This window comes from Acidipila sp. EB88, assembly GCF_003858395.1.
Lineage (GTDB): Bacteria > Acidobacteriota > Terriglobia > Terriglobales > Acidobacteriaceae > EB88.
Window position 1 is genome coordinate 619,289 of sequence record NZ_QWEV01000005.1, and the last position, 23,929, is coordinate 643,217.

The window sequence follows — 23,929 nt, forward strand, 5'->3', positions numbered from 1 at the left end:
CACGGCTGAGCAGACCCTTGCCGCGCTCCGGCACGCTAGTGGATCGTCACGTCGAGTTTCGTTCCCGCCGGTACACGAAACACCGTCACGTCGCCATACTTGTCCGTTCCTGCTCGCCATGTGTTGTCGCCTTGCGTTGTTGCGGCAGGAGCCGTCGCGAGCGTACGTCCATCCAGCGTGACCTTGCGCGCATGCTGATGCACTCGAACAACATAGTGCGTCAGCGCCGGCTTCAAGGTCCCGGATGCAGTTGCGAAATGCAGCTGTGTGCCGAACTTGTTCTGCTGGACCGAGATGCCCTGTTCGAAATAGCCGCCCGCTTCATACCGGTAACTCACGCCATCATCGTCGTAGTACGTGAACTCCGCATTGCGAGCCGCCGGGAACACATCCAGCGTCACCTCGTCCACAGGACGCTCCCCGGCATACTGCTGCGGCTCCTGCGACGCAATGATGGATCCATCGCGCACAAATACGGGAGTGTCACCCCAGGTTTGCGCATTGACCGGCGCGTCGTACCAGCGGTTCCCTTCAATCTGCTGACCGGAGCTGAAGTCGTGCCACATGCCCGCCGGCAAGTAAACCCTCTGCTTCGTCACTCCGGGAGTGACCACCGGCGAGACAAGAAACGCATCCCCGAACATCCACTGCGAATCCAGCCGCGACGCTTCCTCGTCATCAGGAAACATCCAGAACATCGGCCGCACAACGCCGATACCAGTCAGATGATCACCATGCTCATACGAGTAGAGGTACGGCAGCAACGCGTAGCGTGTCTTGATCGCCTGGGTCGCCGCAGCCTCCGCTACGGGCCCGTACATCCACGGCTGACGCTTCTCGCCGAAGTCGCCATGCACACGATCGATAGGCACCCAAGCCGCAAACTCCATCCAGCGGGCATAGTTTTCCGGAGTGGGATGTCCGTGAAAACCCCCTGTATCCATGCTCCAGTGGCTCGCGCCCAGATCCATCGCGGCCAGCATGCGACGACGCTGATACGCCATGGATGGGAACCCGGAGTCAATGTCGCCGGACCATACCGCGTACCCATAGCGATTCGAGCCAAGGAAGTAGGTCCGGTTCAGCGACCACACGCGTTGGTCCGCAACCGATCTTTGCCCGTCATACAGCATCCGCGCCATGTTCAGGAACTGGAGATTGCTAGCGGAGGAAACGCTCGAAGAGTCGGCTTCGTCGTTCCACCACCCAGCCATGCCCGCTTGAAACGCCGGCTTGAGATGTTCCCAGAACCAGCGCCTTGTCTCCGCCAGGTCAAAGTTCAGATTGCGCGCCATACGTTTTGTGAAGTAGTCATCCTGTTGGGCTTCATCCGGAAACCAGAGATTATGCGCATCTGCATATGCCGCAGCCTCCGTTCTCGCTGTCGGGGCGCCCTCCGGAGAAAGCAGGATGCGGGGTTTGAGGATGCCGGAAAGCTTGACCCCCTGCTTCGCAAGGTCCAACGCGAACGCACCCGACGCGCCATCGGGGAACTTGTCAGGACCTGCAGCACCAGCGCCCGTTGTGCTGTTCCATCGCCACTCGCCATAGTTGTCTTCACCCCATGCCTTCCAGTCGAAATCCAGGATGAAGCCATCGAGGGGGATCTGCTTCTGTCGATATTCCGCGACGATCTTCTTCAGATCGGCCTCGTCCGTGCCCCACTGACTATTGATGAAACCAAGAGTCCACTTCGGCGGCATGGGCGGCAAACCGGAAAGCTTCACCATCGCAGACACCACTGTCATGGGCGGTCCAAATGCGACGTAGAACTCGAGATCCTTGCGTCCGCTGCCGGAAAACCGAACAGATGGCCCCGTCGCTTTGAACGTTCCGCTGCTCGCGTCCACAAGCACGCCGAGATGATTGGTGAAAAAAAAGGGAGCGCCGCCATCGCCCTGCACGCCTGCTGCGACAATGGCCCCCTGGTTGCGCGTGAGGTCGCGACCGCTGTCGAGCAACTCCAGGCCACGCATGCCATACAAAGACTGTGCGTGGTCCAGTTCAAGGGGCAACTCGTCCCGCGTGGCAGCGCTGAACACATCATCCAGACGCAGGCAGTGGTTCTCCGGGTCACAGAAATCGATCGCGGCACCGTGGCTCGTGTCCACGCGCACACGCACCGCGGGTGCGTCGAGCACGGCGTGAGTGGCGTCCGCAAGCTGGATCGATCCTCCAATGGACTTCAGGTCGGGCACTGTCGGATTCGGATCCAGCACAAGTGCACGGGGGCTCTCCTGTCCGCCTGGCAGCACGTGCACATGCACCAGGTTCCTGCCTGCCAGTTCGATGATCGCTGTGTCACTGCCCGCATGCACCTGCACACCGTTCGCGGACTGCTGCATCTGTGCGTGCGCGTGTGGCGCAACTGGCAGCATCAGCAAGGCTGCTGCACCCGTCAGGATCTGCCGCAAATGTCCCGTGAGGCCGGCGCGAGACGCCGACAGCGTTGGTTTCAGAACCATGGGAAACAAACCTTTCTCTAGCACTGCGCGCGCAACACGACACCGATGCGTGGATGTCTGCACTAAGCAGCAGCGGTTACTGCACCGGTACAAGCTCAAACGTGTGCGGCTTGGGAACCGCCAATGCCCTGGCCTTCTTCACCACTGCGGCTTCGAGTGCGTCCATGGCATGCGAAGCCTGGTCTGCTTCCGGCAGTTTGTCCGCGTCAAGCGCAACCTGTACATGGCGAAAGCGGTCGAAGTGGAGATCGTTGTGCTGCACCACCGCTTCATACACGTTGAACGCCTGGTCCGACATGGGCGTCGCCAGCGGCGCAAGATTTACCCCAGCGGCCAGCTCCGCGCTCGTGAAGGTGCGCAGCTTCGTCCCATCAATCCGCAGTCCGTAGACGCCATCCTTCAGGCCCGTGACCCGTACGGTCTCTTGATTCAGGGCGGTGGTGATGTCGGAACTATGAATGACCAGCGGCACAGTCGCTCCGCCGCCCCACATCGTCTCCCACTGCGCAAAGGGCAGCGGGAGTGATTCGTCGGTCTCGGTCCAGCGCACGCCGTTGGCACCATCCAAAGCAGAGATCTTCGTGTGCTCACTCTCCTTCACGGTGATCTTCGAGCCCTTCACGTCGAGGCTGACCGCGGCAACGACCGGCCTCGCGTTCCAGGCCTTTAATATCTGCGCGGCAAGCATCAGGTGCCCGCCGAACGAGGGATGAATATGATCCGGCAGAATCTTTGCGGCGTTGTCGGGGTCTGCCTGGTTGGCCTTCTTCAGCATCTCCACAAACTCCGTATTTGCGTCGGCCAGCGTCAGGCCGGCAGTATGTCCATACTCCGCAAGCCACTGTCCGTATCCGATCAGTGCGTTGTTATACGGGTAGTTGTCGGCGACAGGAAACGCCGGCGGTCGGGTGACGTTGTCGTAAGGCGAGGGTTCGATGGCTGTAATCCTCACGCCCGGCACATCGGTCCGGATAGTCTCGACAATGTGCTTGATACCGTCGAAGTACGCCTGGTCGGACTCTTCCGTCGGCGCCTTGTACCCGCCGTCGTTCATGCCGAGCATCACCGTCACCACGCTTGGCTTGTAAGCAACCACGTCCCGCTGCAGTCGCAGCGCGATTGGACCGCCCCCACCGCCGCTCACTCGATCCCCACCCCAGCCGGAGTTCACAAAGCCTATGTTGAGGCTTGGATAGCGCGTCATCGCAAAGGTCTCGACGATCATCGTATACACCCGCTGATCGGTGATACTGTCACCGTAAAAAACCACGCGATCCCCGTCGTGCAGGTAGAACGGGCTCTGCTGCGCGGAAGCTCCTGTGACAACCAGACCGAAAAGAACAGCGGCGATAGTTTTCAGGCGAGACATGTGCTTTTCTCAGACCTCGTAAGTGGTGGATCAGATTTGGCGTAACGATACCATAACGCACTTGCGTTCCGGAACACGGGCCTGGCCCCATCGGACTGCAACTGTGTTTGTGCCTTTGCAGGTACTTGCGCAACGAAACAGCGTGGCGCTTCCACAGCGGAGACGATGGAGGTACCGGTACCACGGAAGGCAGATACGATGCGGGCCGCGCTCCCGACAGAGCCATGCGCGAAGAGCAGGGCTCTGCGGCATCGATCGAGGCTCATGCCGTTCCTTTCGCCGTCGGCTTCGAGCGCGCCAGCATAACTCGGATCGTTCGTATGGAGAAGGCCGGCATCGTTACCTGCACAGCTGTCTTCCCTGCGCCCGTCCTTCGCAGAGGCAGCGCTTCCATCACGCGGCCGTCGAGCTCGACAAGCTGCGCTGCGCGGACCGGCATCCCGAATTCCAGGTGGCAGGTCTCTGCTTCCGGCGCGGCGCAGAAAAGCCTGGCCTGCAGTTCATCCCTCAGCACAACCACACTCGTGAGCGACACGCGAGGCGAGTCCATGCGTAGCAGCGAGGCGGTCTGCTCGTCGCTTGCGGGCACCTTGTCCATCTCCTGCGTGACAATGGATTCCTGCAGTGCTTCATTCTCCCGCCAGAGTCCTGCTTCAAACCAGGCGCCTTGATGCGGAAGAATGGAGTAGTGCGACTCCTGCTCTCCACGCAGCGGACACTTGCCCCACCAGAAGCCGGCTTCGCCTCCCCAGCCAAGGATGATGCCGAGAGGCTCGCCCCCGCCATGCGAATACGCAGTGGTGCGATCGGAGAAAAGAGCGAGGCCCACCTTCTGCTGCTCGTCGTACAGGTCCACCCACGTCGTAAGAATGTTGTGCTTGATCTCATCCCAGCGCTGGAAGTGTGTGGAGTCGTTACGGCTACGGCACACGTCGAAGGCACTGCTCTTGTAGAGTGCCTCCTGCGAGAGCGCCATAGGAAAAATCGCCTGCAACTTGAATCGGCCATCGTTGGAGGAACGCCGCCGCTCCCTGTTGCGATCCTCTGGCGCGATCTCCCACGGATCACCGATCCACGTGTCCTGATCGAAGTGAAACAACACGTCGCAATCGATGCGTGCCTGCCCCTGCACAATCGTCGTCACCGCGCGGAACGCACACCCGCCGAGCGTGCCCAGAGCCTCGACCTTGACCCGCAGCGGCCCGTGCTCGAGCACCGTTAACTGCGCGTGTGTCTGTGACGAGGTGTGCCACTGCTTCTCTTCTGCGAAGAAGCCGCGAAATTCGTTCAGCAGCTTGCCCTGCCTGCACATCTCCCGGGCGAACTGCTTCGCGTAGAGGCTCGCGATAGCGCCTCCCTGCGCGGCACGGAAACACACGCGATACAGATCGCTCTCAACCCACACGTCTCCGTCCGCCTCGATACGCACAGAGATGCTGTGCGGCATCGTCTCGAGACCCGGATCCTGGTGCTCGCGCACCTGGTATGTCTTCCACCCGAACGCCGGGAGAGTGTCCCGAAAGAGCAGCGTCGCTGCATTGATCGAGGAGGCTCCGGAAGCGGCGAGCCTCGTGTCCATCACAGGCTCACGCAGCGCTCCTGTCTGCGGCAGTTCCCGGTAACACCGGCTCACGTTCGCCTGGCAGGCAAGCACCCTTCCGTCGGCGCACAGCACCGTAAACGCACGTGTCCCCGGGTCAGCAGACATCGTGATCTCGACGATCGCATCCCGCGCATGCGCCAACGTGTTCACGGCACGGATGAAGTGCACGCCGCGTTCCGGGTCAGCTTTCGGACCGGCGGTGCGTTCCAGCGATGTCATCGCCTCGTCTCGAAGCTGAGCGGCCGTATCCGACGCTGCCAGCGTTTCAGCAGCTACCTGGAACGCCCAGGCCTGGCGCCCGCTGCGCGTCGTCACCGTGATCCACGCATCGTGTGCCTGCGACCACATGCATTGGTCCCAGGCATGTTCAAGCAGCTGCGTGGGCCATGCCGCGGCGGCCCACAGGTAAGCCATGGCGCAAAGCTTTTCAGTACGGATCAGCTGCACTTCTGCCTCGCGCACCTGCTGGCTTGCGCGATGCAGGGTCTTGTCCCCCCATGGCAGCGCCGTCAGGATGTCCTCCATCGAGAACTTCCAATCGACCGGCTCTGTGCGTGCGATGTCGTGGATATACTCGCGCCACGTCGCGAAGCGCACCCAGGGCGCCGCAACGCGCGGCTGGGCGGCCCACCCCAGGTCCTGAAAACACATGCCGGCGGGTTGCGGGATACCATGCTCCGCACAGCGCACTGCATAGTCGGGACTGACTTCCGTCGCCTCGGTCTCCCACACGTGCAGCAGGTGCTCCTGCGTGTAACGCGGCACCGCCGGTATGGACGAGCCATCAGGGCCGATCCAGTGCACAAGCTCCGCATCGAAGCCCTGCGTGTAGCCGCCCCATGCGGTGCTTGCATTTTTGAGCGACGCTCCCGTAAAGCCGAAGGAGCGCAGGATCTGCGGCAGGCACGAAGCCCAGCAGGGCTCCTGCACCGCATATGTTTCCACACGCGCTTGCGGAAAGCTGCGGCGAATCAGTTCCAGCCCTCGCTGCAGCTGACGGATGTTGCTTTCGCCCGAGATCGCCCAGCCGTACGGCTGCGAGAAAGTGCCCCCGGTAATCTCCACACGTGCGCCCGGCCCTTTGGCTGCGACCATCGTCGCCAGGGTGCGGAAGCATGATGGGTCTTCCCGCGCGAGCGTACTCCACGAGTCCGCCTCCACATCAAGCGAGAGCTTCCACTCTGGAGTGTGCTCAAGCGCCTGAAGGATGTCGCGCCAGCAGCCTTCCGGCATGTGGCCACGCACGCCCCCGTGATACCCGTCCATGTAGTACAGGATCGGCGTGTGCTGATCGGCCGTCACGGCAACGAGGCACCCGGGCCGGAGTGCAGCCAGGGCGGCCGACGCACCCACACGCTTCAGCATCTCGCGGCGCGTCATCCACGCAGGTCGCCTTGATCCGTTCGTATCCTGTGGCAGCATCACTCCACCATCACCGCCGCTGCCCGGCTATCACAAGCATCCACCGGCGGCTTCGTCTTCAATGCATCCTCTCACTCGGCTCTTGCAGCCACAGTGCCATGCTCACTCCGCGCGCTCGCACTGTTTCGAGGCCCGCTGCCAATACACAGCGGGCATGGCCGACTCAGTTCGCCGGAGGCGGAACCACCGCATCGAGAAACTTCCAGATCTCGCGAAATGCCCGCAGCGTCTCGGCGTCATTGAAGCTCCCATGATCCCCACCTGGAATTGTCACCAGTTCATTCCGCACACCCACCTGGTCGAGGGCCGCCTTGAGCTTCTGCGCCTGCGAGTACGGCACAACACTGTCGTGATCGCCATGGACCGTGATCACGGGCGGCTGTCCTGCGTGCACATACGTCAGTGGCGAACTCTGCTTGGCAACAGCCTGCTTGTCCTGCGCTCCGCTCAGCCACGCCACGGCGTACGTCTTGCGGTCAGGCCCCGCAAGGATGGCATTGACGTCGGAGATGCCGAACCAGTTCACAATGGCTGCAACCTTCATCGGAGGCGTAACCGCATCGGCAGGGCATGCGTCATCGAGCCCGGCAGCCTCGGTCAGCATGCCTGTCATAAGTGCAAGGTGCCCGCCGGCGGAGTGCCCCGAGACAACAATCCGGTTGGTGTCGAAGTGGTATTTGTCAGCATTGTTGTACACCCAGCGGAGCGCGCAACGAACATCCTGCACCGCCCCCGGCGCCGACGCACTGCTCGCCATGCGATACTCCACGTTGACCACGTCCCACCCGCGTTCAATGTAGGGCAGAAACGAGTTTGGCGAGCCGCCCTTGTCTCCGAATACCCAGCCGCCGCCATGGATGTAAATCAATGTCGGAACAGGTTTTTTCGCTGCATGGTTCTCCCACACATCCAGATGCACCGTGGTGTTCCCGAACGTGCCATATGCAATGTTGGCGCCGACACCATAATGAAAAGAAGCGAGTTCAGCCCAGTCGCCGGCAGAAGCCGGAGTGGTCGCTTGGGCATGCGACATTGCAGGCAACAACAAACACGTGGCGAGAGCGACACCTCGCATGAGCGTAAAGTTCACCAGGCACCTTTCCATCTCTTTATGATCCTGTAGTTCTGCCAGCAGCAAGCACCATAAGCAGCGCTCCCAAGGAGTGCGCGCGGACCGGGCGACGCCGCCAGCACATCGCCCGGTAACTCAGAACACTATCTTCGACGAGAACTGCACCTGTCGCGACGTGCCAATGCCAACCAGCGATCCGATCGTACCGGTGCTGATGCCATAGTTGAACCCGGGTGTGACCGGCAGGCCGGCTGAGGGCAAAGTGCTCGTCGCGGAGTACTGCAGGCTCGCCGACGGGTTAGAGAAGTTTGGATGGTTCACGATGTCGAACAGCTCGGCGCGAAATTCCCAGGATGCGTGCTCGAACAGGCGAGTCGTTTTCAGGAGGCTGACGTCCGGCTGAATAAAGCCGGGTCCACGGCCAAGGTTGCGTGGGCAGTTACCGCCGGTGGCGGAAGGTGTCGAGAAACCAGCGGAGCTCAGTTGATTGTTCGGCAGGCTGAAGTCCGACGCTCTCGTGTTCAGCCCGGCCTCGCAGTCAGGCCGCAGCGAACCAACAAACGGATTGTTCGCAAGTGCCGAGAACCCGAAGTTGATCGGCGTTCCCGAGCGCCCCTGCGTGATAGTGGATACCTGCCACCCCGCACCGAGCCGTTCCGGCACTTTGGGAATGCGCGGCGCGCTGTACACAAACCCCATCACGAAGTTGTTGCGGATATCGATGTCCCCTTGTGAGAAATCGCCCTTGATGTTGCGGGGATCCTGGTACGCCTCGAACAGGCCCATGTAATCGTCGAACTCGTGCTGCCAGTTATAGTTCGCTTGCACGCTCAGCCCATGCGTGTTGGCCTTGATGGAAGCATTGAATGCTTCCGAGGTCGAGAACGCCTCGGCTCCCGAGTAATTGACGGAACCCAGCGAATCATTGATATAGCTGTGATACGTGTTGCTCGCCGCGGAAATTGGATCGTTTGGGTTCTCGAGGTTGAAGTTGCCGCCCGACGCCTCGTGCAAGCCCCGGTTGCCGCGATACGAAAGCGTCAGCACCACGTTCCTGGCCACCTGCTGGTCGACAGAGAGGCTCCACTGTTCGGAGTAGGTATCGTGCTGATGCGGGTCAAACACCGTGATACTTACCGGCGGCTGCGGAGAGCAGTTCGGTGCCTGCACCGGCAGAGGATAGGAGATCGTCACCAGCGCGGGTGTGCACTGGTACGCACCCGTCGTCAGGTTTGCGATGCTGATATTGGTCACGGTGTTCTGCGCGACGTTGAGCGGTGCACCGGCGGCGATCGGCAGAAAGAACAGGCCTGCGCCACCGCGAAGCGTTGTCCTGCCTTTGCCGAAGGGGTCCCAGTTGAAGCCAACGCGTGGGGAGAAGTCATAGGGATTCGCGGCATACAGTGGTGTGCTCGCAGGGATCAGCGATGCCGATGCGGGATAGCTTGCAGAAACGTTCGCCAGGTTCGCTAAACTCCCATTCTGAAACCCGGCATTGTCGCCATGAAGCACCGTGTTGTACTCGTAGCGAATGCCGAGGTTGAGCGCAAGCCGTTGCGTCACTTTCCAGTCGTCGTTGAAGAAGTAACTCATCATGGCGTTGCGCACGTGCGTCAGGGGATAGCCGAGACGGGTCCAGCCGGTCGCGGTGTTGTTCAGGAAGCCCTCTGGTCCTCCGCTGGGCGTGTAGCAGCCTGCCGGTGTGTTGGTCGCGGTGCAGGGGTTTGTGCCCGCCGCCGGAACCGCCGGACCCGGTGCGTAGTAGATGGCATCCTGCGTATCCAGTTCGCGGCCTACGTTATTCCACCGAATATCGAACCCGAGCTTGAACTGGTTGCGCCCCTTGACCAGGGTCGCCGTGTCGAGCGCCTGGTAGGAAATAGAAGGTTCGCTGGACTGGAAGAGCTGCGGACTCGGCGTGACACTGCCAATGCCAACCTGGCAGCCGTTGCACCCGAAGAGCGGAAAGCCTGGTTCCCCACCACTCTGGTGCGAATGCGGGCTGTTGATCGCGAAGCCCGCCTCGTTCAGAAAGTTTGCCGAACCGATGTAGTTCCAGCTTGCCTTTCCAAGTTGCGTCAACTCGGGAGCATCCGCGCTTTGCCCGACCGCTAGTCCGTAAACACCGTAGGTATCGCTGGCGTTGTAGTTATACCGCACCGCAAAGTTGTTCTTGGCATTCAGAACATAGTCCAGCTTGAGCGCCGCGGTGTTTTCGCTGATGTCGTTCGTGGTGATGCCATTGATCAGGTCGAACCAGTAGCTGTAGATGACGCCATTCTGCGTTGGCGCAGGGCCCGCGTTCCCCAGCGGGATCTTCGCCAGTACAGGAGCCATGGACGGAACCGCCATCGCCCGCATGCGCTGGTTCAGCACCAGGTTCGTTCCGGTCACTGGCGTGCTGATATGCTGGCGAACACCCTCGTAATTCATAAAGAAGAACAGCTTGTCGGTGAGGATCGGGCCGCCCAGGTTCCCGCCGAACTGGTTCAGGCGCAGCGGCGTGTGCGTGCCGTTGTAAAAGTAGTTCTCGGCGTCCAGGGCATCATTTCGGAAGAAGTCGAACACTTCCCCGTGGAGCTGATTGCTGCCTGACTTGGTGATGATGTTGACGATCTCGCCGACAGCGCGTCCATACTCGGCCGAATACTCGGACGACAACACGCGCACTTCCTGCACGTTGTCAATGCTCGAGCGCGTGACGCGGGCGTTGCCACGTCCGAACGTGCTGAAGGTGACATTGCCGTCCACGCGTGTGGCATCGGTACCGTCCACCAGCATGTTCGCGCCGAACTGCCCACTCGGAAAGCCACCCAGCGAGTCTCCATTCACGGAGCTCCCCGTGTTTTGAATCGCACCAGGCACAAGGGTCAGCAGGCTTGTGACATCACGTCCGTTCAACGGCAGCTTTGCTACTTGCTCCGCATTGATCGTGGTGCTTATGGTGCCGGATTCCGTATTTACCTGGACCGCAGCGGCCTGTACGTTGACCGTCTCGGCGACCCCGCCCACCCGCAGGGTCGCACTCTCGTTGAAGGTCTCATCGGCATGCAGCACGATCCCTTCGACGTTGGTGGTGCTGAACCCGTTCCCTACAAATTGCACGTTGTAAACGCTGACGGAAAGTGATGGAGCCACGTATTCTCCCTGTCCGTCAGTCTTGGTGACAAAGGAGCGGTTTGTCTTTGTATCCGTCACGGTGACGCGCACGTTTGGCACCGCCGCGCCCGATGGATCCGTGATCGTGCCGCGGATGGTGCTTGTGTCCTGCTGGCCATACGCTGAAGGGCTGGCGAGCAGCGCAAGCGTAGCGAGCGCCGGAAGAATCAGCTTGCAAGTCGGGCGCTTCCACGGTCTTCTGCCGTGATCAAGCGATAACAAGTGTGGGTCGAACAGAACCGTCATGGTGTAGCCTCCGGCCTCGGTCAGTTATGGAATCGATTCCATCTTTCCAGCGGCCGATTTATAACGGTGTGCTTTTGGACCTGTCAAGAAATTCTTGACGCGTGACCTCAACAGGAGCACTCTGCCCGCTGAGGCCGGCGGGTACCCGTCCGATATCGCTACCAACAGCCGTGGCGCAAGCGGCTCGGAAACAGGCTTTCTCGAAGCAAACCTATGAGGTTTCACGCGTCGAACGATCACGGCGGTCACGTATCAAGCATGCGTGATCATCGATCACACCTGGTGAGACCAGCGCCTCGCGAAGCAGCGTCTGCATCGAAGCGTGCAGTAAGCGACAGAATTCCTGCCATAACCCGCCGGGTACCAACAATGGCGATCCAACGGGCAAACTGCCAATCGTGCAAACCTGAGACCCCCGGAGGAAACAGCGCACACCTTTGTAGCGTTCGACCTTAAGACCGAACCCGTCAAGTCTTGGTGTCACGAGCATCATGAAGAATGGCGACGGCTGGAGACCCGCTCACGCGAGCATCCGCGACCCCGAACCTAACGCAACACGACCCCTGAGGTGTAGAAACGAAGCCACCGGAAAGTAAGCCACAATGGTGCTCAAGCCCTTGCGGGCGAGCGCCTAAAATAACTCTTTTTCATGCGTGGAGTAAATATGCTTGGAGTAAATGGGAGTGAACCGACCTTCCGACTCTCTCGAAACCATTCAATTGTGTGTTTGGTTGCGGGGGTAGGATTTGAACCTACGACCTTTGGGTTATGGGCGACCGGAAGTTCGCGTATGTTGTTGAATTTTCTGGCACAAATGGCGACCCAAAAGTACGCAAAAGTACCCTTCGGACACCCCATTGGGAGTCTATCGGGAGTCGATTTCAGAGTTTGGGTTTTAGCCCCACGGGTCTCTGGATTTCACTCTTCCGTCACCATAAATGCGATGGAAGTGATTTATGTATCGTGATAACCTATATCGCATGGAGGTTCCTTCCACCATGCCCGCTCACGCGTTTGCACCTCGGAATCTGAATTGGAATGTTGAACAAGGAGAGGCTCAGGACCTTGCCCACGGACTTGAGAAGTCCGAAGCGCAGGCACTGGTTTTCGTCTCCCATGCCCGCCCCGACGACGAGAGGACGAAAGCTCTCTTTGGCTTCCTTCGGCGTGCGTCGGAAGTTGCTGACGTCATGATCGAGAAAAAGCAGCAAAGCAGCTGGGATGCCATCATCGAAGCGCTGACGCCGACACTCCCCCTGACTTCGAGCCGGGTGCTGGAGGCCAAGATGCTCGCCCAGGCGATGACGAAGGTGATTGAGAGCGAGGATTTCGCTCGTGCAGCCGACATCGCAGAGATCGGTCACTTCAGCAGCAAGAACCCCAGCTCTCAGCCGAACCGCTGGAAGAACTCGGGCCTCATCTTTGCGATCCCTTATAAGGGTGTCGATCTCTATCCCCTCTATGCTCTGGAACTCCAGAATGGTGCAAAGCCGCTTCCCATCATGGAGAAGATCTTGGGCGTGCTCCAGGAGAAAGACGACTGGCAGAAGGCCTTCTGGTTCGCCAGCCCGAACAGCTATTTGAAGAGCAAGGCTCCCAAGGACCTGCTCAAGTCAAAACCACAGGATGTACTCCGGGCTGCGGAAACCGAGGCCGCTGGCGTCCAGCACGGCTAGGAGAGATCGTCATCCACGCTCCGTCAGGCAAACTCGCAGCCGACATCATCCCCTGGGGTAGTGGGAAGACCCTCTACCGCGTCCATCCGCGGATTTACGACAGTCTGCAATTCAATCCTTCCAAGCTCGCCAGCGCGCGATTCAGCCCTCTCATCTCTGCTGCCGGGCCGGTCATTCCGACCCTCTATGCGGGCACGTCCCTCGACTGTGCCCTCATGGAAACCGTCTTTCACGATGTGCCGTTCGTCGCAGGGCCGAAGATGATCTCGAAAGCTACGCATGTTGCCAGCAGGGTTCACTCGCAGTTGTCTCTGATCCGCGATCTCCAGATGATCGAGCTATCACCTGTCTCCCTGCGCAAGCTCGGAATCTCGCGCAAAGAACTTATCGAGTGTGACGGTTCGGAATATCCCGACACGAGAGCGTGGGCACTCGCTCTTCATGACCAATTTCCCGCTGCGGAAGGTCTGCTCTGGACATCCCGCCAAGCAGATCCCGCTGAGGCGATTGTTCTTTTCGAAGACCGATGCAAGACCCCGTCTATGATTGCCGTTGGATCAACCACGGATCTATTGCTGTCGGATGGCTCGGCGATTCCGCCCGTCTTGGACCTGGCCATGAGAATGGATGTCTTACTGACACCCTAAAGCGACTGCTCAGCCCTTGAGGAAGAACTCCGGGGACTTCCCGTAGAGTTCCGCCAGTTGCAGAAACTCCATCACGTCGATGCGACGCTCTCCGGTTTCGCACTTCGAAAGAAATGAGTGGGAGAACCCGAGTTTCAGAGAAACTTCTCTCTGATTCAATCCAGCCTCTTGCCGGGCCACGATCAATCGCTGCAGGATAGCGTCGTAAGTATCTTGGAATGGCGCAGTGCGCGCCTTCCGCGATCTCCTTATCCCAGACTCCTGACGCATCCCCATGATTCAAGTGTGGGTAGCAACTTGCACAATCCCCTAATAAGGGACACACTTGGCAATGAGTCTATTCACGGAGAAACGTGTGGCAGACACCTTGATTGAATGTGCTGAAGTCACGGGAAAGACAGTGCATCGCCTACGTCTTGCGACCAGCGATTCCGGCGGCCAGGAACTCCATCTCGAGTTCACGGACGGGACGGCTTTCTCTCTTACGGTCGAGCCCTCCACCGTTCTTAAAGCCGCTCTGATTCGCCAATCCGAAGGCCGTGAAATCGCCTTGCGAACGTATGCCGACTAACTGACCTATTCCGTTTCGGAATAGTGACCTTTCCAAAAGTTATTGGACTCGCGGTGACCGCAGACTTTACGTTTTGCGCCATGCTGACTTGCTCAAGTTAGCGGAGGTGCAAACGTGACTCGTCCTTACCCCATACTCCGATCGGATGAAGGCACCGTTCGGTTGCCTATTCATCTCGGCTCATCCCACAGTGTTCGCCCGATCCGTACGGCCTTTCGGGCGATCGTCAAGGAACGGATTCTCCCTGCAGTTCGGGTTCTGTTCCCCAGCCTCCTTGTTCTATCCCTCACAGCCGTAGCGCACGCGCAAGGCACGATGGACTTCTCCGGTGCTCAAACCCTGATGGGCACCTTCAAGACCTTCGCGATGTACGCGGGTGCTGTGATCTGTCTTGGCGGTCTGATCTTTGCTGGCATCCGCATGATGTCCGGGCGATTTCAGGACGCCATCCCTGGTCTCTTCGGCGCGCTGTTCGGCGCTGGAGTGCTTGGTTGGGGTGCCGGTTGGATCGGCTCTCTGACCGGACAGTCGATGTAGGAGGTGCATCGACTATGCCTCGTCGTGGAGAACCGTCACCAATCAATCAGGCGCTCAATCGGCCCCGAGCCAAGCTCGGACTGGACCTCTCAGCATGGATGGCGATCGTATTCGTCTGCGTGACGGTTTTCCTCGTCGGGTTTCGACTCCTCGCCATGCTCGCGTTTCCAACGCTCGCAGTGTGCGCATGGCTGATCGTGCGCAACCACCCGAAGATGTTCCAACTGTGGGGCCTGAGCCTCAACCAGAAGAGCTACTATGACCCGCGCAAAGACTGAACAACTTCAATCCGTTCCGTGGTTCGCGAAAGCCGGGGCCGCCTGCAGCATCGTGCCGCTCTCGCGCTTCGTCAGCGATCACATCTTCGCTCTCAAGAGCGGAGGCTATGGCTGCCTGTTTGAGCTGACGGGCATGGATGAGGAGTGTCTCACGGATCAGGAGCTTGATTCGCACCTTCGGATGATCGAAGGTGCGCTCCGCTCCCTTCCCGAAGGCGCTTGCCTCTATCAGTACAGCCGGGTGATTTCCGGTTTCGTAATCCCGAAGCAGGAAGAGTATCCGCATCTGATGACGCACGTTATGGTCAAGGAGCGCATCCGCTTCCTTGAGGAGAAAGCAGGCTTTCGCAGGATGGACCTGCACTGGTGCCTCACGATCGAGCCGTCGAAGAGCCAGGGGTTCGAGCGCAAACCTAAGCAACAGGAGTTCGCCACCACGCGGATGCTGGTCGAACTGGAGAAGACCGCGACACTGCTCGCGGGGAATCTCAGCAGCCTGCTTGGCCTGAAGCTGGTTACCAAGCAAGCTACATTTCAATTCTTCAGCTATCTCTTCAATCTTGAAGACTGGGCGGAGCGGGATGTTCTTCGCACCGACGAAGGGCTTGATCGTCAGATGGTCAAAAGCCCGGTCCACTGGGAAAGCGATCACCTGCGCATCGGCAAGCGATTCGTGCAGATGTTCTCGCTGAAGACGACACCAGAGGCATCGCGCCCATGCCTGTTCTCCGATGTCGCGAAGCTCGACTGCGACAGCATCCTTTGCACGACGTGGCGACCCAAATCTACGACCGCTGCGCGCGGCGAAATCGACCGACAAGAGAAGTTCATTGAGTTCTTCAAAGTCGGCGTGTTGACTCGTGTGATGAGCGGTCGCGACGTTGCTTCGCTTGATCGCGGTGCGGGTGCGAAAGCCGCCAGCACTCAGGTCGATGATCTCGGTGATGTCATCCGTTCTCTCGATAGGAAGGCGCAGGGAGAGTATTCACTCCGCTTACTGATCGCTGCACGCACGCGGAATGACCTGCTCGCCATCGCACCAGCCGTGCATCGCGTCTTTGTTGAGTGCCGTTCCCAGGTCATGGAAGAGACGCTCGGCAACCTTTCAGCGTTCTATGCGATGTTCCCAGGCAATGGGAAGTTCAATGTCTTCCCAATGTGGTTAGCGGAAGACCATAACGCCCGGCTTGCATCGGTCTTCGCGCCCAGCCTCGGCCATCCCCATTCCGAAGACCTCGATAACGAATACCTCAACGTTTTTGAAACCCGCACGGGCACGCCATTCTTCCAGGATGCCTACGTCGATGGTGTTCGAGTGCAACTGATCATCGGGCCTACAGGAAGTGGCAAGTCGGTTCACGGCAATATGGCCATCGCTCATGAACAGAAGTACAACGGCTTCACCTACATCTTTGACATCGGTGGCAGCTACGAGAGCGTCGTCGAGTTGTACGGCGGCAGGGTCGACAAAGTCGGGAAAGATGGGCCGCGCGTGAACCCGTTCACGCTGGAGCCCACCGAGAGCAACATCCAGTTCTTGTATACCTTCGTGAAGCTGCTGTTAGTGAACGGTGGTGCGGAGCTTGAGCCGGAAGATGACGACGTGATCCATAAGGCTGTGCAGGATATGTACCTGCTCGATGCCTGCAATCGCCGCCTCTCGAATCTCTATCTTCCGAAGCAGCTTGGCCGCTACTTGGCGAAGTGGATCGGTCGTGGCGTATACGCCAACATCTTCGACAACGTCGAAGATGGCCTCTCGCTGTCACGCATCCAGTGTTTTGACTTCCAAGGGATCAATCAGCAGTACGGCGATCTGATCGAGCCGTTGATGGTCTATCTGCTTCGCCGGATCAACGATGTGCTCTTCAACCCCGCCAATCTTGGCGTGCCGAAGCACATCCTTATTGAAGAGCTGTTCTCGAGCATGAAGAATAAGCAGCTTCTTGATGCTGCTCTCGCGTCGATCAAGACCGTCCGCAAGAATCTCGGCGGCGTGACCATGATCGGGCAGTCCGCCGAAGACCTCGGTGCGAATGCCGATTCCATCGTCAATTCCTGCACCTCGTTCCTCTTCCTGAAAGATGCGACGTTCAACCGGAAGCGTTATGCCGAGCTGTTCAAGATGAATGAACAGCAGCTTGCTCTCTTCGAGAGCTTGCAAGATCGCGAAGGTCTGTACATGCGCCGTGATGGCCTTACCAAGGTCATCCGCCTGAATCTCGACAAGCGTAGTTACGCCACGTTCTCCACCAAACCGAAGGATCGGGTACGCCGGTCCAAACTCATCGCTAAATACGGTCTCGCCGAGGGCATCGCTCGCTTTGCCCAGGGCGAGGTCGAGTAACTGCAGAAAGGACATTGCCGTGAAACCTCCTATCCCTCTTCTCGTCTCGACCGGTCTGTTGTTGGCCACAGTTCCGCTGCAGGCTGCTACGACCCCGCATCCGCTCCTTCCCAATGCTCCGAGGACCGTGACGGTTTCGGAGTCGCAGACTCCGCCCGTCATACGGGCTGGTCTGCTCCAGTCCACGCTGATCGTGTTGCCTGCCGAGGAGAAGGTCGCCAACGTCTTTGCCGGAGACACGGTCGATTGGGTGTTCGACGGCGGCCACGTTGCTTCCCGCTTCGTCAGCGTGAAGCCGAAGGTCGCAAACGGAACGACGGATGTCCACATCGTCAGTGACCACGGCAACGAGTACACCCTCCAGTTGCGCGAGGTATCGAGCGACGACGACCCGCACTTCGATTCCAAAGTGCTGATTGAGCCGACCGATAAGGCTGCCAAGGACAAGCTCGTCGAGATGCCGGTCTTTGTTCCCGCAGCGGAGTTGGATAAGGCGAAGCAGGATGCGGCGACCGCGAAGGCGGCCCAGGTTGCGGAGTTGAAGGCTCAGGAGACGAAGGCCGAGCAGTACCGCAGCCAATATCCCAGCTCACTCCACTTCGACTTTGCCTGGGACGAAAAGAAAGGCAAGGAGCTTGGCCTGCAACAGATTCGGCATGACGACAAGTTCACTTACCTGCGTGGTCAGTTTCAGGAGACTCCGGCCCTGTACGAGGTCAAGGAAGGTAAACCGTCGCTCATCAACTTCGACTTTGCGAACGGACTCTACACCGTTCCGAAGCAGTTAGAGAACGGGTATTTCGAAATCGGCAAGCAGAAGGTGGAGTTCCACCGGAACGGTGGGGGTCACTAGCCATGACAGAACCGAACGAAACGAAGACCGTTGCTACCGTCCCTGAACAGCCAGAAGCCAAGACACCGCTTCGCAAGAGTATGCCCGTCGTGGTCGCTCTGGTTGTCATCGTGGGTCTCATAGGAATTGCGAACGTCTCCAGTCTCCTGAGCGGCAACAAGAAGGCCGCACCCCAGAGTGCGCTCACTATGAGCCCCACCACTCCCAACGCCCAGCAGGTGTCGAGCTTCGAGACGCAGCAGCAGAACCAGGCGAAGCACGACGCGGAGGAGTTGCAGCGCCAGCAGGCGCTCGCTAAGGCAATGCAGGAACTCGAGCAGGAGCAGTCCGTGCCCGGCCCGGAGTCCGCAGGAACGCCCCCGATGACTGCGGCACAGCGAGAGCAGATTTACGGCAGCAGTCCGAACGCGCCTCAGCAGACTTCGAATATGTCCGAGGCGCACGCTGAGGCTAAGCAGAGACGACTTGCCATCCAGAAACAGGCACAGGACGCGCAGAACAGTGACACGGTCGCTATCGACTTCTCTCATGAGGGCACGGCGCCGCTGACAGCGGTCAAGGCCGCCAGCATTCAGGCTACGGACAAGGAGGCCGGAGAGGAAACCGCGGGCAAGCCGCAATCGAAAGAGGCCGCATCCACCCCGTCTGCGAAGAATGATCCCATGTCGTCATACAGCTTCGACCAGTACGACGGGCAGCTCTATCGCATCTTCGAAGGCACAGTTCTCGAAGGCGTCGTCACCAACCACATCGACGGTGGCCTCTCCGGCCCCATCCTCGTGATGCTGACGACGGACTACTACTCGCACGATCATCAGCAGTTGCTCATGCCCCAGGGCACACGTCTGATCGGCTCCGTGCAAGCTGTCGGCAATGCCCAGCAACGGAAGATGTTTGTGACCTTTCATCGCGCTGTCTGCCCGGACGGATTTTCGCTCGACTTCGACAAGTATGTCGGTCTCGACCAAATCGGTACAACAGGTCTTGCGACCAAGGTCGACCACGGCTACTTGATGGCTTTTGGCGCCGCGGCAGCTATCGGTGGGCTAGGTGGCTTGGCACAGATTGGGAACAACGCCAGCATCCTCACGCCTTCGGCCCAAATCCGTGAGGGTATATCCGAACAGTCGGCAGCCGAAGGCGAGCAGGTACTCAACCACTTCCTGAACCGTCTGCCGGTCATCACGCTGAAAGAAGGATCGCGCGCCCGTGTCTACATCGGTCGCGACATCCTGATTCCGTCTTACGCGGAACATCGCGTCAATCCCACGCTGTAGCGAAAGGAGGAGTCATGATGCTTGCCCGTTCGTACCAACTGCTCGCCGCCGGAGTTGCAGTGTGCCTGGGAGGAACGCTGTTCGTCGGCGTGGGTGGTGCATCTTCATTGGCACGAGCGGGCGAGGCCTCGCTTGAGTTTGTCGGCAACCTCATCGAAAGCGTTCACGATTTGCCTCTCTCGGAACGCCTCGACCCGACGTATCCCCACTGCTTCTGACAACCAAGTATTGGAGCGTCTATGAAGATCCAACTCAAACATCCGCGCAGATGGCTTATCGGAGGAGGTTTACTCCTTTTGACAGCCACTCCGAGCTTCGCGCTCTTCGGTATCGGTGACATCGTCTTCGATCCGACCAGCTACGCCAGCCTCGTCTCCCAACTGACGACGATCGAATCCCAGTACAAGATGCTCCAGAACAACATCGAGCACTTCAGCCTGAAGCAGCAGTGGCAAACCACGCTGACTGCACTCAAAAACGTGAACGTCGCCAATATGTTTGGCGAGACGAATGGCATGACGGTTGCGTTCAACACTAATTCGTCGTCCGCATCGACGACGGCATGGAAGACAGCTACGACGCCGGTCAGCTCCAACGTCTCAACCTACTTCTCCGGCCAGAATGTGGGAAGTCCGCAGATGTCGCAGCTTGCCATGGTTGAGATGTCTGATTCCATCTCGCCGGATTGCATCACGGCGGTTGGCGCATACCGCGCCGCCCGCACGCAGAACACGACAGCGAACAGCAGCCTGATGGCGAACCAGCTTGATGGCACCAGTACAACGAACAGCGAGGTCCAGCAGTTGAACCTGCTGAACGCAGCCGAAGCTCAGAAGATGAGCGAGATGCAGAACCAGGGCGCGCTGCAGGCTTGCCTCGCTTCGCAGATGGCAGTCCAGAACATGGAGCGCCGGAACGCGGCTGCTACCGACCTCAATACCGCCGCCTTCGTCCAGCAGCAGCGCTCCATCAATGATTTGAGCGCCAGCAACGAAAGCAACACGTGGCAGACCTACCTGCCGTAATGGAGCCGCATGCTGAAACTCTTGAACACGAAGTTACTCTTTGCAATCCTTGCGGCGCTGGCGGTGATCGCTGGCGCTGCGATCTACCAACGCCATGAAGCGGAAAGGCGAAAGCAGGCAGACATAGAGTTTCGTCAGCGTGTGGAAACTGCCAAGAAGAAGCACAACGCCGCCGCCGGCAATGAAGGCAAGACTTGGACCACCTATATCCCCTAAACCAACCGGGAGATCACCATGAGCATCGCCGTTCTCGCACAAGCACTACCGAGCGCAAGTTCGGGTATGAACTGGCTCTACCAGTTCACGAACAACCTCACCAATCTGACCACGCAGAACGGCGGCGCGTTGACGCAATTAGGCATCACCGAACTGAGTGCCATCGCGTTCTTCCAGCTTGTCAGCATGGTGGTGAACTGGAATACGAGTGCGATGACGCTGCGCTTTCATACGCACCAGGTTCGCGCGGGCGACATGACGAACTTCCTCATGAAGCTGATTATCTGCAGCCTCCTCATCAATTACTGGGTGACGCCGTTCCCCGGAGCCAGTTTCGGGATCAACCATTTCTTTTCATACATCGCTCAGGCGATGGTTGCCGCCTTCGATCAGAACTCGCTGGATCAATTACTCCAGCTCCTCAAAACGGCTGGCGATGGAACGGCGGTGCCGTCCTTCACCGCGCCGGTTCAGATCCTCTGCTACGTGCTCGTCCAGATAATGCTTGGACTCGCCTCCGCGATTCTGTTCGTCATTAATTGCAGCGCCTTCATCCTGTATGGCGTGACCGCTCTCTTCGGCCCTGTCTTCGTCCCGCTGCTTATGACGCAGACCTTTCGTGCGAAATTCTTTCACTTCCTCGATGTCCTCATCAGCTTCGCCATGATTAGAGCAGTGGCCGCCGCGTTCATCTACGTTTGGGCCGGCTTCATGAACGGCTTCCTTCAGCAGACCTTCAACGGCAACTATTCGATGGACATGTGGATCGCGAATCTTATCCCTTGCTTGATGGTTTTCGTCGCGTTCATCATCAATATGTTGTTCATTCCGAGCATGACGCAGGCCATCTTCGGCGGCGCGGCTGGCATGGCGGGAAGCATAGGGAACGCGATCGGGAAGTTGGCATCTACAGCGGCAGTGGCAGGAGGAGCCTAAATGTTCTGGTATCTCATGGATGTTCTCGCATTGAAGAAGCTCGGTTTGGCCCGACCTCTTCGGTACCTATTCCTGCTATTCTTCGCCGCTTGCTTAGCTGTGGGTGTCGTTTACGCCCTCGTCGTCTTTCACGCCGTCTCGGAAAGGAGCAACAGCCCTCATGTCAGCACACACCGCCCACATTGAATCGTCGCTTACGCCGGAGCAGGCGTTGCTCACGGACCGCATCGGCATTGAGGTCTATTCCTCTCACTACGCGGAGCGCAAAGCGTACCGCTTGATCATTGGCTGCGGAGCCGTCCTTCTCTGCGGATCGATGTGGTTGAACTTCTCTCTGGCGCATCGCCCCATCGCCAATCGCTATGTGCGTATCGACGAGATGGGCCGGGCACAGGCGATCCAGTACAGCGACCTGAATTACAGCCCGCGAGAGGGCGAAGTCCGCACCTATCTTACCGATTGGGCCAACTACCGCTTTACCATCAGTCGTGACCTGATTGCGAAGAAGTATCCGCTGAACTACTACTTCCTGTCGCAGCCCCTGGCGGCACAGCTCATGGGCTCGGACAATCAGAACCATCTGGTCTCTCAAGTCACCAGCGGGCAGATCGAGTCGAGTGATGTGCAGGTTCGGAATGTCACGATCACATCCATGTCTGAGGAGACCGTCCAGGGAGCGCGCGTAGCTCGTGGGTCTGCGCTCATCACGCTGGACAAGATTTACTCAGAGCATGCGTCTCATGATCCGCGCACGGAACATTGGCTGCTGTCCGCGACCTATTACCTGAACCCCAAGCAGGTCAGCGATCAGGCGAAGATTTTCCCGCAGTATGAGTTCGTCAATCCGCTTGGATTGACCATTACTGAGTTCCACGAAAACCGTGTCTCAGTCGATATCCAGGCTCCCGGTACAACTGCTACGAATCCGAACGCCATTGTGCAGCCGACAGCGGGAGGAGCGCGATGAGCTTTCAGCTCATACTTCCGTTCTTTCCCGAGGAGCTTCGCGCTCTTCTGTTGGACCCGTCTATCTCGGACTTGATGATTAACGGGACGACTGGAGTCTTCGCGGATCGCGCAGGAGTGGTTGAGCATATTCCGCTCGCCACGGAATACACGAATGATCGTCTCCAAGCGGCCATTGAGCGTGTCGCGCGTATCCTCGGTCAGGACCTGACTACGCAGAATCCCATCCTCAATACGCGCTTGCCTGACGGCTCTCGCGTGGCCGTGGTGGGGTCTCCTTCGTCGATCAACGGCCCCACCCTCACCGTGCGCAAATTCAACCGCTGGTACACGACGGATGAGTTGGTGGAAGGTGGCAGCTTTCCTTCGCTGGTACGTGACGACGTTGTGAACCTGATCCTGAAACGGAAGAACGGCATTATCAGCGGTGGAACAGGCTCCGGCAAGTCGACGTTGATGAAGGCGCTGCTCGACCATGTTCCGCTGTATGAACGTCTCGTCGTCATCGAGCAGCCAGCGGAGTTGAAAGTGGCCCATCCCAATGCAGTTCGGTGGGAGGCTGTCGCGGCGATTCCAGGCCAAGTAGCCATCTCTCCGAGCCAACTCGTAGCCGCTGCTCTTCGCCATCGTCCGGATCGCATCATCATGGGCGAGATACGGGATGAATGCGGCTATGACCTGTTGCAGGCGATGAACACTGGTCACGGCGGAACACTCTCCACACTGCACGCCGACTCGGCGGTTGATGCACTGGACAGGCTTGCGGACATGGCGCTCAGTGCCAGAGCAAATTTGGATCAGGCATTTGTCCGGTCGCAGACCGGAAAAGCCGTGGACTTTGTGTTGCATTGCGAGCGCGATCACAAGGGCCGCCGACGCGTCCGGGAACTCATTACCGTCTCCGGGTACAGTCACGCCGAACAACGCTTCCTGACGGAGGATATCTATCGTGCTTCCGACGCCTAGCGCAAAGACTTCCAGCTAGAGAACCCAACCCGAATCCGAGGTCACTCCAATGGTCTTTCAAGCGGCTCATGCAGCTGCACAGCCTAACTCGTCTCCAAAAGCGCCCAGCGTGGCATTCCGGGCCTGCCGGACGCAGCGTTATGGGTGCTCGGTGCCGTCTTCAGAGGCGCTCCGTGCCATGGAGATGTCGGCTGGCAATGTGGGCGTTCTGCACGCCGGGAATCGGTGGGGTGACTTCGGTGCATTGGAGTTCCTTCCGTCCCGTATCCCGTCCTCTACTCGGGTTCACGCTTCGGGG

General features: G+C 58.9%; 20 protein-coding genes. 14 read left to right on the forward strand and 6 right to left on the reverse strand.

The window, feature by feature from the left end; all coding sequences use genetic code 11:
- Nucleotides 1-35 precede the first annotated feature (35 nt).
- From D1Y84_RS03440 to D1Y84_RS03460, 5 genes are all read right to left on the reverse strand, one after another.
- Nucleotides 36-2,465 (reverse strand): TIM-barrel domain-containing protein, encoded by a 2,430-nt coding sequence (locus D1Y84_RS03440; protein WP_124847281.1) that lies wholly within the window; start codon nucleotides 2,463-2,465, stop codon nucleotides 36-38.
- A gap of 76 nt (nucleotides 2,466-2,541) precedes the next feature.
- Nucleotides 2,542-3,834: an SGNH/GDSL hydrolase family protein gene (locus D1Y84_RS03445; RefSeq protein ID WP_124847282.1), complete on the reverse strand. Its 1,293-nt coding sequence runs from the start codon at nucleotides 3,832-3,834 to the stop codon at nucleotides 2,542-2,544.
- Nucleotides 3,835-4,096: 262 nt separating this feature from the next.
- Nucleotides 4,097-6,859, reverse strand: coding sequence for a hypothetical protein (locus tag D1Y84_RS03450; RefSeq protein ID WP_124847283.1), 2,763 nt, complete (start codon nucleotides 6,857-6,859; stop codon nucleotides 4,097-4,099).
- Nucleotides 6,860-7,022: 163 nt separating this feature from the next.
- Entirely contained in the window at nucleotides 7,023-7,892 is an 870-nt protein-coding gene (locus D1Y84_RS03455) for an alpha/beta hydrolase (protein ID WP_233581062.1), read from the reverse strand.
- A 174-nt stretch (nucleotides 7,893-8,066) separates the two neighbouring features.
- Nucleotides 8,067-11,336: a TonB-dependent receptor gene (locus D1Y84_RS03460; RefSeq protein WP_124847285.1), complete on the reverse strand. Its 3,270-nt coding sequence runs from the start codon at nucleotides 11,334-11,336 to the stop codon at nucleotides 8,067-8,069.
- A gap of 956 nt (nucleotides 11,337-12,292) precedes the next feature.
- Here D1Y84_RS03460 and D1Y84_RS18305 point away from each other — a divergent pair.
- Nucleotides 12,293-13,012 carry a hypothetical protein gene (locus tag D1Y84_RS18305; protein ID WP_233581069.1) on the forward strand — a complete coding sequence of 240 codons (720 nt, stop codon included), beginning with the start codon at nucleotides 12,293-12,295 and terminating at the stop codon, nucleotides 13,010-13,012.
- A gap of 47 nt (nucleotides 13,013-13,059) precedes the next feature.
- Complete coding sequence (locus D1Y84_RS03465; protein ID WP_255424373.1) at nucleotides 13,060-13,659, forward strand: RES family NAD+ phosphorylase; 600 nt, start codon at nucleotides 13,060-13,062, stop codon at nucleotides 13,657-13,659.
- Between the two features lie 9 nt (nucleotides 13,660-13,668).
- Here the strand turns inward: D1Y84_RS03465 and D1Y84_RS18625 are convergent, their stop codons facing one another.
- Nucleotides 13,669-13,935, reverse strand: a complete 267-nt coding sequence (locus tag D1Y84_RS18625) for a helix-turn-helix domain-containing protein (RefSeq protein ID WP_370245695.1) — start codon at nucleotides 13,933-13,935, stop codon at nucleotides 13,669-13,671.
- A 79-nt stretch (nucleotides 13,936-14,014) separates the two neighbouring features.
- Between D1Y84_RS18625 and D1Y84_RS03475 the strand changes: the two genes are divergently transcribed.
- The 12 genes from D1Y84_RS03475 (at nucleotide 14,015) to D1Y84_RS03530 (ending at nucleotide 23,631) form a co-directional block, all read left to right on the forward strand.
- The gene (locus tag D1Y84_RS03475) at nucleotides 14,015-14,230 is read left to right on the forward strand and encodes a hypothetical protein (RefSeq protein ID WP_124847288.1); all 216 of its coding nucleotides are present in this window, start codon (nucleotides 14,015-14,017) and stop codon (nucleotides 14,228-14,230) included.
- A gap of 237 nt (nucleotides 14,231-14,467) precedes the next feature.
- Nucleotides 14,468-14,767 carry a hypothetical protein gene (locus D1Y84_RS03480; RefSeq protein WP_233581543.1) on the forward strand — a complete coding sequence of 100 codons (300 nt, stop codon included), beginning with the start codon at nucleotides 14,468-14,470 and terminating at the stop codon, nucleotides 14,765-14,767.
- A 14-nt stretch (nucleotides 14,768-14,781) separates the two neighbouring features.
- Nucleotides 14,782-15,045 carry a VirB3 family type IV secretion system protein gene (locus D1Y84_RS03485; protein ID WP_124847289.1) on the forward strand — a complete coding sequence of 88 codons (264 nt, stop codon included), beginning with the start codon at nucleotides 14,782-14,784 and terminating at the stop codon, nucleotides 15,043-15,045.
- The gene (locus D1Y84_RS03490) at nucleotides 15,026-17,392 is read left to right on the forward strand and encodes a VirB4 family type IV secretion system protein (RefSeq protein WP_124847290.1); all 2,367 of its coding nucleotides are present in this window, start codon (nucleotides 15,026-15,028) and stop codon (nucleotides 17,390-17,392) included. Before D1Y84_RS03485 ends, D1Y84_RS03490 begins: the two co-directional genes overlap by 20 nt.
- A gap of 19 nt (nucleotides 17,393-17,411) precedes the next feature.
- The gene (locus D1Y84_RS03495) at nucleotides 17,412-18,245 is read left to right on the forward strand and encodes a TrbG/VirB9 family P-type conjugative transfer protein (protein WP_124847291.1); all 834 of its coding nucleotides are present in this window, start codon (nucleotides 17,412-17,414) and stop codon (nucleotides 18,243-18,245) included.
- A 2-nt stretch (nucleotides 18,246-18,247) separates the two neighbouring features.
- Nucleotides 18,248-19,522, forward strand: coding sequence for a TrbI/VirB10 family protein (locus tag D1Y84_RS03500; protein ID WP_124847292.1), 1,275 nt, complete (start codon nucleotides 18,248-18,250; stop codon nucleotides 19,520-19,522).
- Between the two features lie 14 nt (nucleotides 19,523-19,536).
- Nucleotides 19,537-19,740: a hypothetical protein gene (locus D1Y84_RS03505; protein ID WP_124847293.1), complete on the forward strand. Its 204-nt coding sequence runs from the start codon at nucleotides 19,537-19,539 to the stop codon at nucleotides 19,738-19,740.
- A 21-nt stretch (nucleotides 19,741-19,761) separates the two neighbouring features.
- Nucleotides 19,762-20,547, forward strand: a complete 786-nt coding sequence (locus D1Y84_RS03510) for a hypothetical protein (RefSeq protein WP_124847294.1) — start codon at nucleotides 19,762-19,764, stop codon at nucleotides 20,545-20,547.
- Between the two features lie 9 nt (nucleotides 20,548-20,556).
- Nucleotides 20,557-20,763 carry a hypothetical protein gene (locus tag D1Y84_RS03515; RefSeq protein ID WP_124847295.1) on the forward strand — a complete coding sequence of 69 codons (207 nt, stop codon included), beginning with the start codon at nucleotides 20,557-20,559 and terminating at the stop codon, nucleotides 20,761-20,763.
- A gap of 18 nt (nucleotides 20,764-20,781) precedes the next feature.
- Nucleotides 20,782-21,699: a type IV secretion system protein gene (locus tag D1Y84_RS03520; protein ID WP_124847296.1), complete on the forward strand. Its 918-nt coding sequence runs from the start codon at nucleotides 20,782-20,784 to the stop codon at nucleotides 21,697-21,699.
- A 160-nt stretch (nucleotides 21,700-21,859) separates the two neighbouring features.
- The gene (locus D1Y84_RS03525; RefSeq protein ID WP_124847297.1) at nucleotides 21,860-22,666 is read left to right on the forward strand and encodes a VirB8/TrbF family protein; all 807 of its coding nucleotides are present in this window, start codon (nucleotides 21,860-21,862) and stop codon (nucleotides 22,664-22,666) included.
- Nucleotides 22,663-23,631, forward strand: a complete 969-nt coding sequence (locus D1Y84_RS03530) for a CpaF family protein (protein WP_124847298.1) — start codon at nucleotides 22,663-22,665, stop codon at nucleotides 23,629-23,631. The genes D1Y84_RS03525 and D1Y84_RS03530 overlap by 4 nt, the downstream gene beginning before the upstream one ends.
- The last annotated feature ends 298 nt before the right edge of the window (nucleotides 23,632-23,929 follow it).